The sequence below is a fragment of the Synechococcus sp. HK05 genome (assembly GCF_019104765.1).
Classification (GTDB): Bacteria; Cyanobacteriota; Cyanobacteriia; order PCC-6307; family Cyanobiaceae; genus Vulcanococcus.
The window spans coordinates 534,531-555,924 of record NZ_JAHRXJ010000011.1 but is presented as its reverse complement, the minus strand read 5'-3'; the positions used below and the strand labels follow the sequence as shown (position 1 = coordinate 555,924).

The following is a 21,394-nucleotide window of genomic DNA, read 5'->3' as shown; positions in this document are numbered from 1 at the left end:
GGAATCACCCACCACCCCCTGGGGCGGCCTTCAAGGTGATGTGATCATCCCCCTTGAAGCTGCCGGCGCAGATCCGCCAGGGTGAGCGCATCCAGGCCATAGCCCCGCAGGGTCGTTTCCAAGGCTGCCAGCCGCTGCTCCGCCGGCAAGTGGGCCACCTCGTGCCACACCGTGCTGCCGATGGGGCCGATCAGGCGCAGCAGCAACTGCTCACCATCAACGGGCGCAGCCTCCTCCGGCTCTGGGGTGGGGGGCTGAACGACCTCCATCCCTTCCGGAGGCGACGCAGGTACCGCCCCGGAGACCTGCTTCAACAACGACTCCACAGCGACCTCGGGAACGCTGGCCTGCAGCAATAACGGACGCAGCCGCTGGGGATCATCCAACGCAGCTCGCTCCATCTCCGACGTCCAGATCACATCAGCAATCGGACCAATCGCCAGACGCAGCTCTTGCAGATACCCACGCCCAGGCCCAGCCGATTCAGCTGGTGGGGACACGGAAGCCGGAGCAGGCTCAGCCTCAACCGCCAGAGCCGGCTCCGGCTGCACCTGGGCGGCCCGACAGGCCTCCTCCACATCGGCACGGGCCAAGCCGGCTGCCACCAACCGCTCCTGCAGCGCAGGCACCTGCCCAGCCGGAATCACACTGGGCTGGCTCTCGAGCAGCAACTCCACCATCGGGCCATACGTGCTCACCAGTTGCTGATGCAGCACGGGCTTGCTGAGTGCAGAAAGGCCGGTCCCCGGACTCCCCAGCACGGGGAGAACACTCACCAACGGAGTCGCGGGCGACTGATCGAGCAGCCGCAGCGCATCGGCCGCCTGTTGCACACGCCGGGCCGGTAAATCCTCCAGCAGGGGCGCCAGCCAGCCGGCCACCTCCGCCTCCACCCCCTGAAGCGACCAACAGCCCTGGGCTTCGTCGTAGAGGCTGGCGGGATCTTGACCGGTGTAGAGGCTCAGGGCCGACACCCCCAAGGCGTAAAGGTCTGCGGCTGGCGTCAGCCGGCCGAAGCGAGCCCGCTCCGGCGCTGAGAAAAATGCACGCCCAGCCTCCGAGACACCCGTGAAGCCCGAGCGACGCTGATCCGATCCCACATCGAGACGGGCCTTCAGCAAGGAGAAATCCACCAGGAAGAGGGGGCCCGCCTCTGGGGGAGGAATCAGATTGGCGGGATGCAAATCGCCATGCACGAGGCCAGCTGCATGCACCTGCTCGAGCACTTGGAGCACTTGCCGCAGCAACTCCGCCAACCGCTGTTTGCGCCGCAACAGATCGAGTGATCCCTGCAGGGAAGGGCCAGGAATGTATTCCTGAATGAAGCAGAACATCCCGGCGCGGGCATAGCCATCGAGCACCCTCGGAATACGGGGATGCCGCAATCGATCCAAACAGGCAGCCTCCACCTGCAGGGCCTCCACAAGCGACGGCCCCGCAGGAATCAGCTTCATCACCGCCTGGCGCTCCCGCTGCCGCTCCTGAAGCAGCAGGGTCTGCTGGGCGGGCGAGCGCCCCAATGGGCGCACCAACTCAAACGGGGTATCCGCCAGCAGCATCTCCACTTGCACGGCCTCCGGCGTATGGGCCTGGGCAAAGTCGAGCAACTGCTCCTGACCGAGGCAATACGCCTGCATCGGCTCCGGCAACCCCTTGAGCTCCACCTCGCCCATCGGCTGTGCCAAACGACGGAAGCGGGGATCAATCAGGTCATAGGTGGACCGCACAAAGGCCACGCCGTTGGCCGGGCTCACCGTCTGGAGGCGAGACGCCAAATGCACGCCTTGGCCGAGAATGTCGTCGCCGTCGGCATAGATCTCGCCGGTGTGCAAGCCAAAGCGATGGGCCAAGGATTGACGCCCTCTCGCCGTCAGGCTCTGCACGCACGACTGAATGAACTCCAGCGCCTGGGTGGGGCCATCGAAGGTGGCGAGAAGGCCATCACCCAGCGATTTCACCAAGGACCCGCCATGGCGCTGCAGCTCATCACGAATGAGCGCCAGATCTTCTTTGATGCGCTGAATAGCAATCAGCTCATCCGCGAAGATTTTCACGGAGGAATCCACCACATCGCTGAACACGATGGCCTTGAGCTGGCGCTCACGCCCAGCCATCAACTCGCCCCCTCCGCATTGAGTTGCTGCTTGCGACCGTAAACCGCATAGGGCTGCCCCTTCAGCGGCAAGGTCCAGCTCTCCACGTTGGTCACCACTGTGCGGAGCCGTTGCAGCCCCTGGGCTTCTGGCAACACCCCAGCCACATAACCCAGACTGGGAGGAAGCTGGGCAGCACTCTGATCCAACAGCTTGAGAAACGGCTGGTGATCAGCTGCCACCAGAGGCTGACTGAGCACCAACGCACCAACAGGAATGAGATTTGGATCATCAACGATCACCCGCACATCTGTACCGGGATCGGGCAGCGATGCATCCCAGGCGATCACATCCAACTTGCCGGCACGCAATTGATCGAGCAACTCGCGGTAACTGAGGGCATAGTGAACTGACTGCAAACGCAAGCCGTGCAGGTTGTAAAGGGGCAGATAAAAACCCGTGAGTGAACCCCGCGGCAGCAGACCCAGCCGAGCGCCGTTCAATTGCGCGAGCGTGCGCCGATCACTGCCGGAAGGCACCAACAACTGCGAGCGCGACTGACTGCGCTGCCCAAGGGGCCGCAGCAGGCTGTAATCCCGCTGATCAGACCCCTCCATCGCCAGGGCTGCCAGACCGGGCGGCAGAAACGCCACATCCCATTCGCCGGCCCCGAGCCGTTGCCGTGCCTGCTCCGGACTTACCACCGGCTCCAGCGACACCTCGCAGCGGCTGGCGATGGTCAACAGATCGCGCAGACGCGAGATGTCGGAATCGGGCAAAACGGCTTGCCCCGCCATAGCTCGGCCCTCTTCGGCACCCACATAACCCACCCGCAGCTGACCGACAGGCCCACACAGACTCACCCGCTCAGACGGCTGCTGTCCGCAGCCAGCCAAACCCCACAGCATTGAAGCGACAGCCAGCAGCGGCCACCGCACCCCCAAGCCAGCAACGCTCATGGACGCCCTTGCCGGTCTTTGAGCATCTGCATCGAGATCGCCAAACTCTGCTTCATCCGCTCAAAGCTGCGGGCCAGCAAGCCAATCTCATCGCTGCGACTGCGCTCGTCGAACGACACCGTGGCCGGAGTGACGCTGGCCTCCTCCGCCTTGCGGCTGATCTCACGCATGGGGCGCAGGATCAACTGATTGAGCACACTGTTAGTAATCAAACCCACCGCCACAAAAGCAATCACAAACAGCAACGCCGTGGTGAACAGCGACCGATCCTTGGCCTCAAACACAGCCTTCTGGGGCACCGTCACAATCTGAGCGCCCACGATCTCATTGAGCTTCCAGCCAAAGCCGCTGCTGTCGCCGTAGGTGAGCAGCTGACTCGCGGGAGCCCGGGCGGGCGTGGAGTGACAAACCAGGCAACTCTCTTTGGTGATCTTGATCGGACGCGCCACAAAGTGCATGGGACCAAGCGGTGTATTTTTTTCACCCGCCAGCGTGGTCAGCGATGGCTCGTTGCGAAAACGCTCGATCACACCGGTTTCAAAGCTGTCGGCCTTATCGCGCAGGTTTGTGGGATTGAGAGCCGCTTCACGGTAGGAATATTCCCGATACTCAGGCTTTGCCTTGAGATAGGAGAAGACCGTCTGAGCCGAATAGCTGGGCACAGACTCAGGACGAAATGCACCCGCTCCTTCATTCAAAGGCGCGACAATGGGGTTGACATCTTTACTGGTGTATTCGCGCACGGCCAACATCGCATCCATAAAGAAGCTGGAGCGCTGATCAATCAGGCTGCGCGCCTGCAAGCCAAAGAGTTGATTCAACAGCAGCACAGCCACCAGAATCGACAGCGCAAAGATGGCCGAGAGCGTGATGGCCAACTGCTTGCGGAGCGGCCGCTGCCCGGAGCCCACCATCCAGCCCTGGAGCACCGGGAACTTCATGTCGCAGCCACAGTTCGCCCCCACAAGGTAAGGGGCACGCTGCAAAAGCAACAGCCCCAGATGCGACTGCACACAAGCGGGGCGAACTCAGCCCTCGAAGCGCATGCTCAGGTCGAGCCAGGAGCTGCGGGTGATCGGCGCACTGGTGGAGATCAGATCGATCCCAGTGGCGGCGTAGGCCCGCAGCTGCTCGGGCTGCACTCCGGAGGCTTCCAGCACCACCGAGGCCCCGGCAACGCGGGAGGCCGCGCAACGACGCAACTGCGGCACGAGCAGCAGCAACGTCTCGGGGCTGAATTCATCCAGCAACACCCCATCGGCACCGGCCTCGACCGCTTCGCGGGCCTGCTGCTCGGTTTCCGCCTCCACGATCACCCGCGCCGGCCAGGGAGCCGAGGCCCGTACCGCCGCCACCGCCGCGCGCACGCCACCGGCCCAGGCCAGATGGTTTTCCTTGAGCATGGCGGCATCGTCGAGGCCCATGCGGTGGTTCACCCCGCCGCCGCAACGCACCGCATATTTCTCCAACACCCGCAGCCCTGGGGTGGTTTTGCGGGTATCGGCCAACTGCACACCCGTGCCAGCGAGCTCAGCCACCAGAGCAGCCGTGGCCGTGGCAATACCGGAGAGCCGCATGGCCAAGTTGAGAGCCGTGCGCTCCACCGCCACCAAGGCCGCTGCCGCACCCTCCAGCTCCAGCAAACGCTGCCCTGGAATCACCGGCGCCCCTTCAGTCACCAACAACCGAACCTGGGCCGTTGGATCGAGCTGGTGCAGCAACGGCTCCAGCAGCACGCCCCCGCAGAAGCGACCTTCGGCTTTGGCGATCCAGTGCGCACGGCCCGCGCAACCTTGCAGGGCTGGAGCGCTGAGATCGCCGCGGCCGATGTCTTCAGTGAGCCAGGCCTGGAGCTGAGCGCAAAGTTGAGGAGTGATGGGCAGTGGAGCTGCCATCCGGGCAAGCATTGCGGCTGAGCCTGCCCATTCTGTGGGCCCAGCTGGGGCTCACTTACCGATGCAAAAGCGGGAGAACACCCGGTCCAGCACCGCTTCACTCACCTCCTCGCCCGTGATCTCCCCGAGGGCGCGCACGGCGGTGCGCAGGTCAATCGTCCAGAAATCCCAGGGCAGCTGCTGCCGGGCCGCCTCCAGGCTGGCGCTGAGGCTGGCCGCCGCCGCCGCCGCCAAATCCTGCTGACGGCGATTGAGGGCGAGGTGCACCCCCTGTGGATCGCTGTGGCCGCAGCGGGCGAGCAGCTGCGCCACCAGCTCGCTCTCACCCGCGCCAGTGAGCGCACTGATGCACACATCCGCCGCTGCTGACGCGGGGCCGGCACCTGGCGTGAGCTGATCGGCCTTGTTGCCCACCACCAGCAGGGGCACCCCCGGCGGCACCAGCTCACGCAACGCCGCATCGTCGGCGCACCAGCCGGCGCTGAGGTCAAACAGCAACAGCACCGCATCGGCGGCCTGCAGGGCGGAGCGGCTGCGCTCAATCCCGATCTGCTCCACCCGATCGCTGGTGGATCGAATGCCGGCGGTATCGAGCAAGGTGAGCGGCACCCCCTGGAGCACCAGCTCGCTCTCCACCAGATCACGGGTGGTGCCGGGCAGATCGGTCACGATCGCCCGCTCACTGCAGCTGAGCCGGTTGAGCAGGCTGCTCTTGCCCACGTTGGGGCGGCCCACGATGGCCACCCGCAAGCCCTCACGCAGCAGCTGGCCACGCTCGCCATCGGCCACCAGTTGCTCGAGCTGGGCTTGCACCTCGGCCAGTTCAGACGCCACAGCATCGCCATCGAGGGGCGGCAGGTCGTCTTCAAAGTCGACCCGCGCTTCGAGCTCCGCCAGCTGATCCAGCAACCGCTCCCGCAAACCAGCAATCCGGGCCTGCAAACCGCCATCCAGGCCAGCCATCGCCAACTGGGCGGCGCGGCGGCTGCGGGCCGTCACCAATTCGCTGATCGCCTCAGCACGGGTGAGATCGAGCCGGCCATTCAAAAAGGCCCGCTGGCTGAACTCCCCTGGCAAGGCGCGGCGGGCACCGCTACCCAGCACCAGCTCCAGCACGCGCTGCACGCTGATCAGGCCGCCATGGCAGTGGAACTCGACCACCGTTTCACGGGTGAAGCTGCGGGGCGCTCGCATCAGCAGCAGCAGCACCTCGTCCACACGTTCGCCGCTGGCGGGATCACACACATGGCCATAAAGCACGCGATGACTCTCCCAGGCCTGATCACCAGGGGGCACAAACAGACGTTGGCCGATAGCTTCTGCCTCAGGCCCGGACAGCCGCACGATCGCAACACTGCCCTCTCCGGGGGCAATGGCCGTGGCCACAGCAGCGATGGTGTCGTCCGGCAAGGCGGGAGGCTGCGATGCCTCCAGTGTCTCCCGCGGCGAAGCGACTCAGGTTGGCGGGAATCCCGGGCACACCATCAGGTCGATATGGCCCCCGCTGGGGTGGCGCCATTCGCGGAACTCCTCGGTGAGGGCTTTGTGCGCCTGGGTTTGCTGCTCGTGCTCCAGCGAGATCAAGCGCTGATGCACCAGATCGAGGGTGTCGTCGATCAGTTGAGCGGCTTGTTCGGATGTCATGGAATCAGCTAATTCGTTCCACCGTCGTAGGCGCCGCCGCCTGCCCAAGCTGTAGTGCAGGGCACCGCCTCCAGTGCATGTGGGCGGATCCGCACGCGGCGAAAAGCTGCAAACCCTCATGACGGCCTCGGATCTGAAGATGCAGAAACCGCGGCGGCCTGAACCTGGGCTTCATTCCAGGTGATGTCGCGGAGAGGCTCGGCCACGGCCACACTCATCGGACTGGCCAGCGGCAACGGCACCCGCAGCTGGGGATCCCGCGACAGCGTGAACACGAAGAGCGCGCAGCCACTGCGCCACCAGGTCACCAGGGGAATCAACAGGCTCTAGAAGAAGGAAACTCTCTGCTCCTGGTGACCGCGCATCACAGACAGAAAGACACACAATTTTCGGAGGATCGGACGAGCTTTTCAAAAACCTCCAACAGACGGCCAGCCAACACGAACACAGGGCGTGACATTTCATTACAGGCCAAACCAGGGCGATGTCGAAATCCCGAGCCCTGGCTACAGCGCAAATAGATTCACCTTCAAAGACAATGCCATCACCCGCTGCCCGAGCGAAGATTCCCTTCTCTTTGAATCCAATCCTAGGGATTCTTCCAACGCAAGGGAACAACCCCTGGATAGATGGCATCAATTACGACGGAAAGCTCTACAACGAAAATTCGGACTTAATCGCATCGATCAACTTTAATCCACTCAAGAATGAACTGATTGACGTAGGCGGATACGCACCTGGCCCCCTCAACGAGAAGCCTGTAGAGGTCTTAATCTCATTTGTTGACAAACCTACTTTATCCGGCTCCGCAAAACTGGCCGAATTGGGTCCGCTTAATGGATGGCCAAGCAATCTCAAAAGGGCTTACCTCAACGCCTTTGAAGCCTGGAAAGAAGTTGCCAACATCGAATTCACAGAAGTCGAAGAGGGCTCTGCCGCAAACATAGAATATTATCTAATCAGCATTGATCCCTCCTCAGGGATTCCCCAAAACGTCCTCGGCTCTCACCAAGGGATCTTAGATCCGCCACCAGGCGAGCCACAGACCTCCTGGATTAACGCCAAGTTTTACAACGAGACTACGAATACAAATCCTGGATACTCTTTTCTAGAGACAGCCATCCATGAGATTGGGCATGGCATTGGCCTCTCTCACCCGCATGATGGCGGCCTTGACCCACTAAACCCATCGCCGATCTTTGTTGGGCTCAACCCAGTTCTTGCGGCAGGAGACCAGTTTGGCGTCTTCGGCTATGGCCTGTTTGGACAGAATCAAACTCCAAACACTATTATGTCTTATAATAGAGGCCTGCAATTTGATCAAGAGAATAATCCCTTACTCTTGCCGGATGTCGACAGTGCAGGGCATGCCCAGACTCCAATGGCACTTGATATCATGAATATACAACTCAAATATGGCTACAATATTAAAACCAGGACCGGCAACGATACCTACGAACTAACCGGAGGTCGCGATGAACTCACTGGCTGGGCGTCCGTATGGGATGCGGGCGGCATCGACACGATCAACGCACGAAACGCCCGAAATAAGGCTGTCATCAATCTTCGGGCCGCGCCGATGAACGCATATCGGCCACAGTCAGATGAAATGAGCGAGCAATACAACTGGGAAGCCATTGGTGTTACAGATGCCAAAAGCGCAGAGGCATTACAAACAATTATTAATGTTGTTAATGCGCCTGGATCACTCCTGGGGACCAGCTACAAATTTGCCGTACTAGCTCCTGCTATCCTGGAAGCACCTGCTGACATCAAGCTAGAGAGCTCAGAAGGAAAGTGGGGCACTCAATCCTTTGGAGACTACTTCTTTAGCAATATTGACACCTCAGACATTGACACGCTTATCGATTCAATTAGCAGTGCGGTCGACAGCATCAGAAAAGTGAGCAGATCGCTGGCGGAATCCGATCCTGACTATCGAGAAAAAAGCCTAAATGTTGAACTGGAGCAACAAGAACAACTCCTTGAAAGTGCCATCAATGTTGGCGGCTACTTTAATCAAGTCATAAAGAATCAAGGAGGCTTCACGATTGCGGCCGGTGTTGAAATCGAAAATGCTGTCGGCAGCGCTTTCTCCGACTCCATAATAGGCAACTTCTTGCCTAATGTTCTAACCGGAAAACAAGGCGACGATACTATCGATGGACTACAAGGAGATGACATTATCGACGGCGGGAGTGGAGATGACGCGCTTAACGGCAATGTCGGGTCCGACAAGATTCTAGGAGGGACCGGGAAGAACACCTTCCTGTCTGCCGAAGATGGATTTATAGACACACTTGTGATCAAGCCAGATCGTGATGGCAGTCAAAACTTTGATATTATCGAAGGACTAGATCCTTTCGATATCGTTTTGATCTCCGGCACTGGCGCAGAGCCTATATCCGCGAGAGACATCTCTACCGACGGCCTAGCCGGGGTCGGTATTTTTGTTGGCAATAACCTAGAGGCTTTGTATACCGGCGGCATCTTAAGGTCCCAACAAATACAAGATTTAACGTCTTTTACCACCTAATCAAAGTAGAGAAATTCTCTTTTCCCCTAAGGGTCGCAGCCCAGGACAACCAACTCTGCGACCCTCACTCCTCGTCTGCGAAACACATCCGCTACCGCGCCGTCCAAGTTAGAGCGCTCGTCAGCCTCACCCAACAACTGAAGCCCCATCAGGATGTCTCACAAAAGACTTTGCCGAAGATTTGATTCTGGCGGCTGACGACTTCATCGCAGCATCAAAGCCTCAAGGCCCGGCAATCTTGCTCGGATTGAATGACGGACTCTGTGCCTGAGCCTCATTCCAGGTGAGGCCGCGAATCCGTTCAGCAAGTGCGCCGCTCACAGCACTCACGAGCAATAACAGGGGAAGCAGCTGGGGATCTCCCTGCAAGGTGAACACAAACAATGCGGAGAACAATGGTGTGCGATTAGCAGCAGCAAAGAGCGCTACGGAGCCTACGGCTGCCAATTGGCCACGAGCATCAACGGAAAGAAAGGTGAGCGGGCTCGCCAGCAACGATCCGAGGGTCATGGTGTCGTGCATGAGGCCACCCGGTGCAGCGGCGGCGATGCTGATCAATGAGGCCAAGAAGCGCCAAAGCAGCGTGGCCATCGAGCCACCCCCTTCCCCTTGCAACGCTGCCGCTAGCGATATAGATCCATCGTTCAGGCTAAGGCCGCCGCTCAGCCAGGCCAGCACTGCGAGCACGCAAGCCACAGCCAGCACAGCAGGAAGCCGATAGGCACGTAGCCGACCCGCCAACCAACCAGCCAAGGGAATCAGTACCCGCACAAACAACGAACCCAACAAGGCCCCAAGCACGGTGAGCATCACGGCCCATAGCCAGGCTTCACTGCAAAACGGGCCAAACTCCAACCCAACCAAGCGAGCCGGCTGACCGAGGCTGGAGACCACCAAGGTGCCACTCCCTGCCAGCAAGATCGTGGGCGTGACCAGGGAAATGCCCTTCTCACGGCTGAGCTCTTCGATGGCATAAGCCGCCCCCAACAGAGGCGAACGGAACGCCGCGCCAAGGCCAGCACCTCCGCCGATCGCCGCCACCAGGGGTATCGGAAGCGACGCCCAGGCACGCACGGCTGGCCACCGCTGCCGGAAGGCCAACAACAACGCAGCGCCTAAGGCTGCAGAGGGTGACTCCACACCCACGCTGAAACCCGCCAAGTGGGTCAGCACCATCAGAGGCAAACGGCAGAGCTGCGTGCGTAGATCAAGCCGATCGAGGGTTGCTGTTTCCTCAGCGCCTTGCTGGAGCGCCAACACTGGCGTGATCCCACCACCTCTGCCGCGCGCCAACGGGCCCCAGGCCAAGCAGAGCGTGGCCGCAGCCGCCGAAAACACCAGGGCTGCTGGCAGCAAGGGTGGCGCTTGTGCCTGCAGCCACAGGCGCTGCTGCAAGACAAAGCCCAGCTCCGACAACAGCTGATAGGGCCACTCCGCCAACCCGAGCAGAAACCCCAAACCGAGCCAGACAACCAGCGCCGGAAGGACGTTGCGGTGCTGGTTCACGAACCGATGCCAGTGCGGGCGATGTCGAGCACATCCGCCATCGAGCGGATCTGATCGAGGGTGTCGCGCAGCTGATGGGCGCTCTGCAGCTCCACCCGCAGATCAATGCGGGCCGGTTTACCGGGATTGGTGCGCACCCGCGCGTCACTCACGTTGATGCGGTGATCGGAGAGGCGCGTGAGGATGTCTTTGAGCACGCCCACCCGATCGAGCACTTCAATGCGCAGCTGCACGGGGTAGCGGCGCCGCAGAGCATCAGCGGCCTGCGGGTTCCATTGCACCGGCAAACGGCGCTCCACCGGCACCGAACTGAGGTTGGAGCAGTCCTGGCGGTGGATGGTGATGCCGTGGTTGCCGAGGGCCACGGTGCCCACGATCGCTTCGCCGGGCAGAGGGCTGCAGCAACCGCCCAGGCGGTATTCCAGACCTTCCAAGCCCAGGATCGGGCTGGCCTCACCGTGGGTGTTCACCGGCGGCGCCGGGGCCGCCACGGCCTGGGCTTCCACCTTGCGGGCCAGCTCCTCGTTGCTGAGCACCGGCTGCGCTTCAGCCGAAGCGAGGCGTAGCTCCTCGCGCAGGCGGTTGAGCACCTGATGCAGGGTGACGCCACCGAAGCCGATGGCCGCCAGCAGGTCTTCGGTGGCCAACAGGTTGCAGCGCTTGGCCACCCGGGCCATGGCCTCACCGTTCAGCAGAGCATCGAAGCCATCGCGCCCCAGCTCCCGCTCGAGCATGTCGGTGCCGCGCTGGATGTTCTCGTCGCGGTGGCTCTTTTTGTACCAGTGACGGATGCGATTGCGGGCCGTGGGCGTGGCCACGAAATTGAGCCAATCGAGGCTGGGGTGTGCCGATTTGGACGTCACCACCTGCACAAAATCACCGTTCTGCAGCGGCGTGGCCAGAGGGGATAAGCGATCGTTGATGCGCACGCCCTGGCAGTGGTTGCCGACTTCAGAGTGAATGCGATAGGCAAAATCCACGGCAGTTGAACCCTTCCTCAGACCCACCACATCACCCTTGGGGGTAAACACAAACACCTCTTCATCAAAGAGGTCTTCCTTGATCGAACGCAGGAAGTCGTTGCTGTCGTCGCCGACGCCATCCTTCTGCCAATCCACCAGCTGACGCAGCCAGTTGAAGCGCTCGGCATCGGAACCGGTGGCGGCCGGCGAACCGCCTTCTTTGTATTTCCAGTGGGCCGCAATCCCAAATTCCGCCACGCGATGCATCTCGGCCGTGCGGATCTGCACCTCAATCGGCCGATGCCGCCCGATCACCGCCGTATGCAGGGATTGGTAGCCGTTCGGCTTGGGCAGGCCGATGTAGTCCTTGAAGCGACCGGGGATGGGGCGGAACGTGTCGTGCACCACCGCCAAGGCCCGGTAGCAACTCTCGAGATTGGGGCAGATGATCCGCAGGGCGGCCACGTCGTAGATCTCGTGGAACGCCTTCTGCTGGCGCTCCATTTTGCTCCAAATGCCATAGAGATGTTTGGGACGGCCGCTCACGTCGCAATCGGCCAGTCCTACCCCCGCAAGACGATCACGCAGCAGCTGCACCGTGACACCCAAGCGCTCCTCTCGGTCGCTGCGCTTGCTGGCCACCTGCTGCTGCACGTCGCGGTAGGCGTCGGGCTCGAGGATCTTGAAGGCCAGATCTTCCAGTTCCCACTTGAAACGGCCGATGCCGAGGCGGTTGGCCAGCGGCCCGTAGATCTCGCGGGTTTCGCGCGCGATGCGCTGTTGCTTCTCGGGTTTCAGCGCCCCAAGGGTGCGCATGTTGTGCAGCCGGTCCGCCAGCTTCACCAGCACCACGCGGATGTCGCTGGCCATGGCCAGAAACATGCGGCGCAGGTTTTCGGCCTGGGCTTCGGTTTTGTTAGTGAAATGAATGCCGCCAAGCTTGGTTACACCCTCCACCAAGCAGCGCACCTCCAAACCGAAGTGCTGCTCGATCTCTTCCGGGGTGACGTCGGTGTCTTCCACCACGTCGTGCAGGAAACCGGCAGCAATCACGCCGGCACTGGCGCCGATGTCGCGCAGGAGATCCGCCACCGCCACCGGATGACAGATGTAGGGCTCACCACTGGCCCGCACCTGGCCGTCGTGGAGCTGAAAGGCGAAGTGGAAGGCGGAGGCCAGTAGCCCTTCGGCGTCGGTTGGGCAGCTATCGCCTGCCCCAGGGGGCACATGCTCGATGCAGCGGCAGAGCCACTCAGGCAGCTCAATGCCGTAATCGCCGGGGCCATGGATCTGGCGCACACCGAGCACTCGGCTGGCGTGGCTCGGAGCCACCGCTTCCGCTGTGCCGGTCACCGCCTGGAGCATGACGCCCTGCCGTTCAGACCATCGTATGCAGCAGCTGAAACAAACCGGCCCCATGTGCGGGACTGCAGGCGAAGCAGCTGCCAACCTGATCGGTAACAGCCGAGCCGCGCCCGCCATGGCCGCCCGCCAGACCTCCGGCCCGGTGCTGCAGCTCGATCAGCTGGTGGTGCGCTACCCCGGCAGCAGCGCCGACACCCTGGCGGGCCTGAGCGTGCGTCTGAATCCCGGCGAACGGCTGGCGCTGGTGGGCCCCTCCGGTTGCGGCAAGAGCACCGTGGCCCGGGCAGTGCTGCAGCTCTTGCCTCAGGGGAGTGTGTGCAGCGGTGGGCTGCAGCTTTGCGGCCAGGATCCCCGCCGCCTGCGGCGCGGTGCGCTGCGGCAGCTAAGGGGCGAGGCCGTGGGCCTGGTGTTTCAAGACCCGATGACGCGGCTCAACCCGCTGTTGAGCATCGGCGAACACCTGAGCGACACCCTCGCCCAGCACCGCCCGAGCTGGAAGCGCCACCAAGTGCGGCTGCGGGCGGAGATGCTGCTGGAGAGGGTTGGCATCAGCTGCAACCGCTACGGCAGCTACCCCCACGAATTCAGCGGCGGCATGCGCCAGCGGCTGGCGATCGCCCTGGCGATGGCGCTGGAGCCGGCGCTGGTGATCGCCGATGAACCCACCACCAGCCTGGATGTGGCCGTGGCTGGCCAGGTGATGGAGGAGCTGTGCCGGCTCTGCGAGGAATCGGGCACAGCGCTGTTGCTGATCAGCCACGACCTGGCCATGGCCGGCCGCTGGTGCCAGCAGATCGCCGTGCTTGATCAAGGCCAATTGGTGGAACAGGCCCCGGCCCAGCAGCTGCTCACCGCCCCCAGCTCTCCGCTGGCCCAGCGCCTGGTGGGCGCGGCCCGCGCCCGTGAAGGCAGCCGAACACCCAAGGCCCCAACGGAAGCCCCACTGCTGCTGGAGCTGGAGGATCTGCGCTGCTGGCATCCCTTACCCGGCCTGCCGTGGCAGAAGCGTTGGTATCGCGCCGTGGACGGGGTGAGCCTGCAGCTGCGCCAGGGCGAAACCGTGGGGGTGGTGGGTGCCTCCGGCTGCGGCAAGAGCACCCTCTGCCGGGCGCTGATGGGGCTGGTACCGGTGCGGGGCGGCAGCGTGCGGCTCCAAGGGCAGGATTTGCGGCGGCTACGGGGCGAGCCGCTGCGCCGGGCTCGGCGGCGCATCCAGATGGTGTTTCAAGACCCGCTGGCCTGCCTCAACCCCGTGATGAGCGTGGTCGAGGCCATCGCCGATCCGCTGCTGATCCATGGGTTGGCCACACCAGCTGCCGCCCGCGAGCGAGCCCGCGACCTACTGGCCGCTGTGGGGCTCAATCCGCCGGAAGCCTTCGCCAACCGGCTGCCCCGGCAGCTCTCCGGCGGCCAACAGCAACGGGTGGCGATCGCCCGGGCCCTGGTGCTCGAGCCGCAGGTGCTGCTCTGCGATGAGAGCGTGAGCATGCTCGATGCCGAGATTCAGGCGGAGGTGCTGGAGCTACTGCGGGAGCTGCAGCAACGCCTGGGTCTGGGGCTGATCTTCGTGACCCACGACCTCTCGGTGGCCAGCGGCTTCTGCCAGCGGGTGATCGTGCTCGATGGGGGCCGCATCGTGGAGCAGGGCCCGGGTGATGCACTGCTGGAGCACCCCAACGCAGCGATCACCCGCACCCTGGTGGAGGCCTGCCCGCGGCTGCCTCAGCCCGCCAGCTCCCACCACTGAGGCTTCATGAAGTAGTCCTCGTCCTCGTAATCCACGAGGGCACCACCCGCGTGGTTCACCAGATCGGAGGAGCGCACCTCAAAGCCGGCCTGGCGGGCGATCGCTGCCACCTCATCCGCATCAGCGGCCGACGTAGCGGAGAGCTGCTGCTGCAAGGCAGGGTCCTGACGCACCGCCGTGATGAACGCCTGCAGGCTGTGTTCGGCCATGGATAAGGCCTCAGGAGGGAACGACATCCCAGTCTGGGTGCGGCGGCGCAGTAAGGCGAGCAACTTCTCCAACACCTCCGGCAGTGGCGCTTCAAACAGCATCCGCTCGCGGCTGATCGGGTGATCCAGCCCCAGCTGGAAGGCATGCAAAGCCTGGCCGGGCAACGCCATCGGCAGCTTGCGGCAACGGGAATACACCGGGTCGCCCACGATCGGATGGCCGATGTGGGCACAGTGCACCCGAATCTGGTGGGTGCGCCCGGTGTCGAGCTTGAAGCGCATCAGGGAGTAGTCGCCCAGGCGCTCCAGCAGGGTCCAGTGGGTGCAGGCATGGCGGCCGCTGTCGTCATGCACCACGGCGTATTTCTTGCGATCGGCGGGATGGCGACCGATGGCGCCCACGATCGTGCCGTGCTCGGCGGCGGGCACGCCATGCACCACCGCCAGGTATTCACGGGAGGCGATGCGCTTCTGGATCTGCACCTGCAGCTTCACCAGCGCCTCCTGGCTCTTGGCCACCACGATGCACCCGGTGGTGTCTTTATCGAGGCGGTGCACGATGCCCGGCCGCAGCTTGCCGCTGATGCCCGGCAAATCGGGGCAGTGATGCAGCAGGCCGTTCACCAGGGTGCCGTCTTTATTGCCGGGGGCCGGGTGCACCGTGAGCCCCGCAGGTTTGTTGAGCACGATCAGGTGCTCGTCTTCAAACAGCACATCCAGGGGAATCTCCTGGGGCACGAGGTAGGGGAGCGGCTCCGGCGGCGGCATCCAGAGCTCCACCGTGTCGCTCTGGCGCAGGGGCGTTTTGGCGCGGCCGGTGACGCCGTTCACCCGCACATAGCCCGATTCGATGAACTTCTGGATACGGGCACGGCTCTGTTCGGGGCGCTGGGCCACGAGCCAACGATCCAGCCGCATCGGCAACGGCTTGGGGTAGGTGAGGGTGAGCAGCTCCCCTTCGCCTTCACCGAATCCGCTCACGGCAATTCCAGGGCCAAGGGGCCCAGCATGCCCCGGCGGAAATCGTCGAGAAACCGCTGCGCCATGCGGGCGGTATCGCCGCTGGTGTGGCGAGCTGCCGCGGCCTCCAGCCAGCCATGGGCGTCGGGCAGCACCCCGGAGTTCTGTACAGATTGCACAGAATCTGGGAGTGGTTCCAGCGGCACGCCATAGCGGTTCTGCAGCAGACCCGGCTTCACCCCTGATGCCGCCGAAGCTTCCAGACCCGCCAGCATCTGCACGAACGCCATTGCCACCGCCTCGCCGTCGTAGGCGGCCTGGCCGATGTCATCGCAGAGGGCCAGGCGCAGGGCTGCCAGCTGATCGTCGAGCCGCGGCGGCAGCACACCTGGTGCGTCGAGCAAATCAATGTCCTGCCCAAGGCGCACCCAGCGCAGGCTGCGGGTCACACCGGCGCGGCGGGCGCTGTCCACCACCTTCTGGCGCACCAGGCGGTTGATCAGGGCCGACTTGCCCACATTCGGGAAGCCGAGCATCAGGGCCCGCACCGGACGGGGCCGCATGCCCCGGGAGCGGCGGCGTTCATTGAGCGCATCGCCGGCACGGATCGCCGCCTGCTGCAGTTGTTTCACGCCGGTGCCGGCCTTCGCATCGCTCCACCAAGGGGTCTGGCCCTGGCCGCGGAACCAGGCATCCCAGGCGTCTTGGGCAGCTTTTGGGATCATGTCGCGCCGGTTGAGCACCAGCAGGTGCTGCTTGCCGGAGATCCAGCGCTGCAGGCGGGGGTGACCCGTAGCGGTGGGGATGCGCGCATCGCGCACCTCAATCACCAGATCCACCTTGGCGAGGTTGTCTGTGAGTGAGCGTTCCGCCTTGGCGATGTGCCCCGGATACCACTGGATCGCCGGCGCAGCGGAACTCAACAACTCACTCACGGAACCACCAACACAGGGCAGGGCGCCAGCTGGATCACGCGCGAGGCGGTGCTGGGCGCTACATCAGCCTCCAGCGTGAGGCCTCGCGTGCCCATCACGATCACATCGGCATTGATCTCATCGGCCACATCGCAGATCACAAAGGCCGGCTTGCCCTCCCGTTCGATCACCTCGCAGCTCACCCCCTGCTCCTGAAAACGGCTGCGGGCCTGCTCCAGCAGCTCGGCAACGGCGGCGGGGTCGTCTTGGCCGGGCTCCACCACCGAGAGCACCACCAAGGTGCTCTGGTGCTGCTGGGCGAGCTTGAGGGCCGTGGCGGCGGTTTCAGCCGCCTGACGGCTGCGATCAATCGGGAAGAGAACGATCTCAAACATGGCCGCTTGGCCGGTGCTTCCTCTGTTTAGCGCCAGAAACGCCGATCACCAGAGAACGCACCGTGGGGGTTCCCCCTTGACCGGCCCGCTAAATTCGCCCGACCTTTCCCTTAGCCCTCACCCATGGCGAAGCGCTCCCTGGCCAGCCTCTCCGCTGATGAACTGCGCGGCAAGCGCGTGCTGGTTCGGGTCGACTTCAACGTGCCCCTCAACGATGCCGGCGCCATCACCGATGACACCCGCATCCGCGCTGCCCTGCCCACGATCAACGACCTCACCGGCAAGGGCGCCAAGGTGATCCTCTCGGCCCACTTCGGCCGTCCCAAAGGTCAGGTGAACGAGGGCATGCGCCTCACCCCCGTGGCTGCCCGCCTGAGCGAGCTGCTGGGCAAGAGCGTGGTGAAGACCGACAGCTGCATCGGCCCCGACGCCGAAGCCAAGGTGGCTGCCATGGCCGAGGGCGATGTGGTGCTGCTGGAGAACGTGCGCTTCTTCGCTGAAGAAGAAAAGAACGAGGGCGACTTCGCCAAGCAGCTGGCAGCCCTGGCCGATGTGTATGTGAACGACGCCTTCGGCGCCGCCCACCGCGCCCACGCCTCCACCGAGGGCGTGACCCAGTACCTGAGCCCCAGCGTGGCCGGCTACCTGATGGAGAAGGAGCTGCAGTATCTCCAGGGCGCCATCGATGAGCCCAAGCGTCCCCTGGCCGCGATCGTGGGCGGCTCCAAGGTGAGCTCCAAGATCGGCGTGCTCGAGGCCCTGCTCGACAAGTGCGACAAGATCCTCGTGGGCGGCGGCATGATCTTCACCTTCTACAAGGCCCGCGGCCTGGCCGTTGGCAAGAGCCTGGTGGAAGAGGACAAGCTCGAGCTGGCCAAGGAGCTCGAGGCCAAGGCCGCGGCCAAGGGCGTGCAGTTCCTGCTGCCCACCGATGTGGTGCTGGCCGACAACTTCGCCCCTGACGCCAACAGCCAGATCGCCAAGGTGGATGCCATCCCCGACGGCTGGATGGGCCTCGACATCGGTCCCGACTCCGTGAAGGTGTTCCAGGACGCTCTGGCCGATTGCACGACCGTGATCTGGAACGGCCCCATGGGCGTGTTCGAGTTCGACGCCTTCGCCGCCGGCACCAACGCCATCGCCACCACCCTGGCCGACCTGAGCGGCAAGGGCTGCTGCACGATCATCGGCGGTGGCGACTCCGTGGCTGCTGTGGAGAAGGCCGGCCTGGCCGACAAGATGTCGCACATCTCCACCGGTGGCGGCGCCAGCCTCGAGCTGCTGGAAGGCAAGGTGCTGCCCGGTGTGGCCGCCCTCGACGAAGCCTGATCCGTTCCGGGCCCGGGCTAACACAAGCCATCGAAGGCCCCCTCGCGGGGGCCTTTTTAGTGCCTAGCGATCGTCGAGCGCAGGCAGCTGATAGCGCTGGCGCAGAGCGGCCAACTCGCGCATCCACTGGGCGCGATCACGCTCCCGCTGCACCCGGGCCTGCTCCAGGCAGGCATCAGCGCTAGAGCGCTGACGGGTGCGCTGCAGGCAGTCCTCGAGGTTGCGCAGCTGAGCCAGGCGCAGATCGGAACTACGGCGCTCGATCTGCCGCCGCGCCTCGAAGTAGTTGCGCAGATCAGGGAGGCTGAGGCGAGCCAAGGCCTGTGCCTCCTGCTCCTGCGCCGTGGGGCGGCGTGCCTGAGCCGCAGCCGGAGCCACGGCGGCAGCGGCCAGCAGCAGCGCCAGGGGGAGGGCTTTGAGCGGGGTCATCAAAGGCGGCCTCACTGCTTTTTCTTGCCGCCGGTAGGCAGACCAAGGCGATCCGCCAGGGCCTGCTGCTGTTGAGCCTGCTCAGCGCGCGTCTTCTGCGAAGCACTGGCGAAGCTCTGCCAACAGCTCTTCACGGCGGAGGGGTTGGCGGCTTGGCCGAGGCAGGTCTGCGCCTGATCGAGCTGCTGCAGGCGCTCACTGCTGCGGGCTTGCTCGATGCCGCGCAGGCCCTGGATGTACTCGCTGCGCTGCGCCGGGGTGAGACGGCTGAGGGCATCCACCATCGGGCCGCCGGCACCGGCTTTCGGAGGCTTGCTGAAGGCGGAACCGGCGCTCAGCAGCAACGCCCCGCTGAGGGCGAGGGCAAGGCGAGAGCGAAGAAGGCGATGGGCCATGGAGGGCTCAGAAGGAAGCCCCCACATCCTGCGGAGCAACACTGGCTTCAGGGGTTTCCGGAGCCGACACAGCTGTGACCAGATGCGACTGAGCGGGCCTGCAGCACCACCGCAAACCCCTCCGAGGAGCGCAAGCAGGTGAGCTGCCCCCCATGGCTGGCCGCCACCCGCGCTGCAATCGCCAGGCCCAGGCCGCAATGACCGCTGCCGCCCCGCGCGCGGTCGAGCCGCAGGAAGGGCTGCAGGGCCTGGGGCCAGGCCTCAGGGCTGATGCCCTCGCCCTGATCCCACACCTCCATGCGGAAACCGTCCTGGCCATCACGCCGCAGCACGAGTCGCAGCGGCGGCCGGCCATGGCTCAAGGCGTTGTCGATCAGGTTGCCGACGGCGCGACCCAGGGCGGTGGGTTGCACGCAAGCCTGGAGGGGCTCGAGATCGAGGCTGAGCTGATCCGGTTCGAGCGCGGCACTCAGCTCCGCCAACCACTGATCCAGCGGCAACGCCACGGCGGGCTCCGCATCACCACCGCCGGCAAACAGCAGAAACTGGGCTGTGATCCGCTCGAGCGCATCGAGATCGGCCTCGGCTCGCTGCTGCTCGGCATGGCCCGCCAGCCGCAGCCGCAACCGGGTGAGCGGGCTTTTCAGATCGTGGGCAATCCCAGCGAGCATGGTGGAGCGCTCGCGGTCATTGGCCGCCAGGCGCTGCACCATCGCCTTGAAGCGGGCCGTGAGCCGCCGCACGGCTCCGCTGCCGGCAGCGGGCAATGGTGCCGCAGACGACTCGCTGTTGCCCACCTGGGCCAGGGCCTGCTCGAGCTGTTGCAGCGGCCGCTGCACTTCCCACCAGAGGTAGAGCAGCGAGCTGGAAATGCTGCCCGCCAACAGCGCCAAAGCCAACAGCAGCGGATCGGGGGCACCGCGGCGTGAGGCATCCAGGGGCGTGAACAGCCACACCGGCTCGAGGGGAGAGAGCAGCTCCACCCACACCCCGGGGCGTTCGCCACCAGCCGGCAACACCGGGGGGCAAGGGGTGATCTCCCGGCACAGCTCCTGCTGCAGCTGCCGGGCCTGACGCTGCAGGCGGCTATCGCGGCTCAGGGGCGGATTAGCCCCCACCCGCAGCGGCAAACCGCTCAAGCGCGAGAGGGCTGCCGGGGGCAGGCGATCGAGGGCTAACTCACCGAGCCGCAGGTTGAAGGCCACCTCAGGGCCGAGCTGGATGATCTGAGCCCGCTCCAACCGCTGGGCCAACAGCGTCTGCAGCAGACCCAGGCTGAGGGCCGACACGCCGGCCCCCACCAGCGCGTACTTAGCGGCTGCGGGGCTGGCCATCGGGCACAAACACGTAGCCGTAACCCCACACCGTTTGCAGGTAGCGAGGGCGCGTGGGATCAGGTTCCACCAACTTGCGCACGCGCGACACCTGCACATCCATGCTGCGGCTGTCGGTGTCGGAGCCCGGACCGCGGGCCAGCTCGATCAGCCGCTCGCGCGACAGCGGCCTGTGGGGGTGCTGCACAAAGGCCGAGAGCAGGCTGAACTCACCGCTGGTGATCACCACCGGCACTCCACCGCGCTCCAGGCTGCGGGCCGCCAGGTCAAGGCGGTTGTCGCCGAACTCCACCAGCTGACCTTCCGCCAGCGGCGTTCCAGCCGGCAGGGCCACCCGGCGGCGCAGCACCGCTTCAATGCGGGCGGTGAGCTCCCGCGGCAGGAAGGGTTTGCCGAGGTAATCGTCGGCGCCCTGCTCCAGGCCGATGATCCGATCCACCCCATCGCCGCGGGCGGTGAGCATCACCACCGGCAGATCGTCGCCGCCATCGCGCAAACGGCGCAGCAGGGTGAGGCCATCGTCGCCGGGGAGCATCACATCCAGCACCACCAGATCGGGACGCTGCCCCTCCAGGCGGGCCATCAGCTGCTCGCCGCTGCTGAGGCAGCGCACGTCGTAGCCCTGATCGGTGAGGTAGGTGCCGAGGAGCCGGCGCTGCTCGGGGTCGTCGTCCACCACCCAGATGCGCGCTGATGCCGTGCGGGACGCGACAGCCATCGAG

19 protein-coding genes and 1 pseudogene are annotated in these 21,394 nt (G+C 64.3%); 3 read left to right on the top strand and 17 right to left on the bottom strand.

The window, feature by feature from the left end:
• Window positions 1-44: 44 nt before the first annotated feature.
• From KUL97_RS12180 to KUL97_RS12150, 7 genes are all read right to left on the bottom strand, one after another.
• Window positions 45-2,114, bottom strand: coding sequence for a protein kinase (locus tag KUL97_RS12180; protein ID WP_217797212.1), 2,070 nt, complete (start codon window positions 2,112-2,114; stop codon window positions 45-47).
• Window positions 2,114-3,052 carry a PhnD/SsuA/transferrin family substrate-binding protein gene (locus KUL97_RS12175; RefSeq protein WP_217797211.1) on the bottom strand — a complete coding sequence of 313 codons (939 nt, stop codon included), beginning with the start codon at window positions 3,050-3,052 and terminating at the stop codon, window positions 2,114-2,116. The genes KUL97_RS12180 and KUL97_RS12175 overlap by 1 nt, the downstream gene beginning before the upstream one ends.
• Complete coding sequence (locus KUL97_RS12170) at window positions 3,049-3,930, bottom strand: DUF3365 domain-containing protein (protein WP_254896439.1); 882 nt, start codon at window positions 3,928-3,930, stop codon at window positions 3,049-3,051. The genes KUL97_RS12175 and KUL97_RS12170 overlap by 4 nt, the downstream gene beginning before the upstream one ends.
• Window positions 3,931-4,080: 150 nt before the next feature.
• Window positions 4,081-4,947, bottom strand: a complete 867-nt coding sequence (nadC, locus tag KUL97_RS12165; RefSeq protein ID WP_217797209.1) for a carboxylating nicotinate-nucleotide diphosphorylase — start codon at window positions 4,945-4,947, stop codon at window positions 4,081-4,083.
• A 51-nt stretch (window positions 4,948-4,998) separates the two neighbouring features.
• A complete protein-coding gene (gene mnmE / locus KUL97_RS12160; RefSeq protein WP_217797208.1) occupies window positions 4,999-6,357 on the bottom strand; it encodes a tRNA uridine-5-carboxymethylaminomethyl(34) synthesis GTPase MnmE in 1,359 nt (452 codons plus the stop codon).
• 45 nt (window positions 6,358-6,402) lie between these two features.
• On the bottom strand, window positions 6,403-6,591 hold the full coding sequence (locus tag KUL97_RS12155; protein WP_217797207.1) for a hypothetical protein: 189 nt from the start codon (window positions 6,589-6,591) through the stop codon (window positions 6,403-6,405).
• Between the two features lie 116 nt (window positions 6,592-6,707).
• Window positions 6,708-6,899, bottom strand: coding sequence for a hypothetical protein (locus KUL97_RS12150; protein ID WP_217797206.1), 192 nt, complete (start codon window positions 6,897-6,899; stop codon window positions 6,708-6,710).
• Between the two features lie 176 nt (window positions 6,900-7,075).
• Between KUL97_RS12150 and KUL97_RS12145 the strand changes: the two genes are divergently transcribed.
• Window positions 7,076-9,127, top strand: a complete 2,052-nt coding sequence (locus KUL97_RS12145; RefSeq protein WP_217797205.1) for a matrixin family metalloprotease — start codon at window positions 7,076-7,078, stop codon at window positions 9,125-9,127.
• A gap of 222 nt (window positions 9,128-9,349) precedes the next feature.
• Here the strand turns inward: KUL97_RS12145 and KUL97_RS12140 are convergent, their stop codons facing one another.
• Window positions 9,350-10,633, bottom strand: a complete 1,284-nt coding sequence (locus KUL97_RS12140; RefSeq protein ID WP_217797204.1) for a chloride channel protein — start codon at window positions 10,631-10,633, stop codon at window positions 9,350-9,352.
• Window positions 10,630-12,960 carry a bifunctional (p)ppGpp synthetase/guanosine-3',5'-bis(diphosphate) 3'-pyrophosphohydrolase gene (locus KUL97_RS12135; protein WP_217797203.1) on the bottom strand — a complete coding sequence of 777 codons (2,331 nt, stop codon included), beginning with the start codon at window positions 12,958-12,960 and terminating at the stop codon, window positions 10,630-10,632. Before KUL97_RS12135 ends, KUL97_RS12140 begins: the two co-directional genes overlap by 4 nt.
• Window positions 12,961-13,075: 115 nt before the next feature.
• Here KUL97_RS12135 and KUL97_RS12130 point away from each other — a divergent pair, with 115 nt between their 5' ends.
• The gene (locus KUL97_RS12130) at window positions 13,076-14,707 is read left to right on the top strand and encodes an ABC transporter ATP-binding protein (protein WP_217797339.1); all 1,632 of its coding nucleotides are present in this window, start codon (window positions 13,076-13,078) and stop codon (window positions 14,705-14,707) included.
• Here KUL97_RS12130 and KUL97_RS13775 read toward each other — a convergent pair.
• The 4 genes and pseudogenes from KUL97_RS13775 to KUL97_RS12115 all read right to left on the bottom strand — a co-directional run bounded on the left by KUL97_RS13775 (window position 14,683) and on the right by KUL97_RS12115 (window position 17,185).
• Window positions 14,683-14,916 carry a Nif11-like leader peptide family natural product precursor gene (locus tag KUL97_RS13775; RefSeq protein WP_254896508.1) on the bottom strand — a complete coding sequence of 78 codons (234 nt, stop codon included), beginning with the start codon at window positions 14,914-14,916 and terminating at the stop codon, window positions 14,683-14,685. The two genes, KUL97_RS12130 and KUL97_RS13775, sit on opposite strands and share 25 nt — an antisense overlap.
• A gap of 39 nt (window positions 14,917-14,955) precedes the next feature.
• Window positions 14,956-15,897, bottom strand: a pseudogene (locus KUL97_RS12125) (RluA family pseudouridine synthase); the annotation flags it as partial.
• Window positions 15,894-16,811, bottom strand: a complete 918-nt coding sequence (gene ylqF, locus KUL97_RS12120; protein ID WP_368656157.1) for a ribosome biogenesis GTPase YlqF — start codon at window positions 16,809-16,811, stop codon at window positions 15,894-15,896. The gene ylqF and the pseudogene KUL97_RS12125, both read right to left, overlap by 4 nt.
• On the bottom strand, window positions 16,808-17,185 hold the full coding sequence (locus KUL97_RS12115; protein WP_217797201.1) for a universal stress protein: 378 nt from the start codon (window positions 17,183-17,185) through the stop codon (window positions 16,808-16,810). Before KUL97_RS12115 ends, ylqF begins: the two co-directional genes overlap by 4 nt.
• A 123-nt stretch (window positions 17,186-17,308) precedes the next feature.
• Here KUL97_RS12115 and pgk point away from each other — a divergent pair, with 123 nt between their 5' ends.
• Window positions 17,309-18,514, top strand: coding sequence for a phosphoglycerate kinase (pgk, locus tag KUL97_RS12110; protein WP_217797200.1), 1,206 nt, complete (start codon window positions 17,309-17,311; stop codon window positions 18,512-18,514).
• Between the two features lie 63 nt (window positions 18,515-18,577).
• Here pgk and KUL97_RS12105 read toward each other — a convergent pair whose 3' ends face one another.
• The 4 genes from KUL97_RS12105 to KUL97_RS12090 are packed head-to-tail and all read right to left on the bottom strand — an operon-like array spanning window position 18,578 to window position 21,390.
• A complete protein-coding gene (locus tag KUL97_RS12105) occupies window positions 18,578-18,943 on the bottom strand; it encodes a hypothetical protein (RefSeq protein WP_217797199.1) in 366 nt (121 codons plus the stop codon).
• 11 nt (window positions 18,944-18,954) lie between these two features.
• Entirely contained in the window at window positions 18,955-19,338 is a 384-nt protein-coding gene (locus tag KUL97_RS12100; RefSeq protein WP_217797198.1) for a hypothetical protein, read from the bottom strand.
• A 47-nt stretch (window positions 19,339-19,385) separates the two neighbouring features.
• Window positions 19,386-20,672 carry an ATP-binding protein gene (locus KUL97_RS12095; protein ID WP_217797197.1) on the bottom strand — a complete coding sequence of 429 codons (1,287 nt, stop codon included), beginning with the start codon at window positions 20,670-20,672 and terminating at the stop codon, window positions 19,386-19,388.
• Window positions 20,650-21,390: a response regulator gene (locus tag KUL97_RS12090; RefSeq protein WP_217797196.1), complete on the bottom strand. Its 741-nt coding sequence runs from the start codon at window positions 21,388-21,390 to the stop codon at window positions 20,650-20,652. The genes KUL97_RS12095 and KUL97_RS12090 overlap by 23 nt, the downstream gene beginning before the upstream one ends.
• Between the last annotated feature and the right edge of the window lie 4 nt (window positions 21,391-21,394).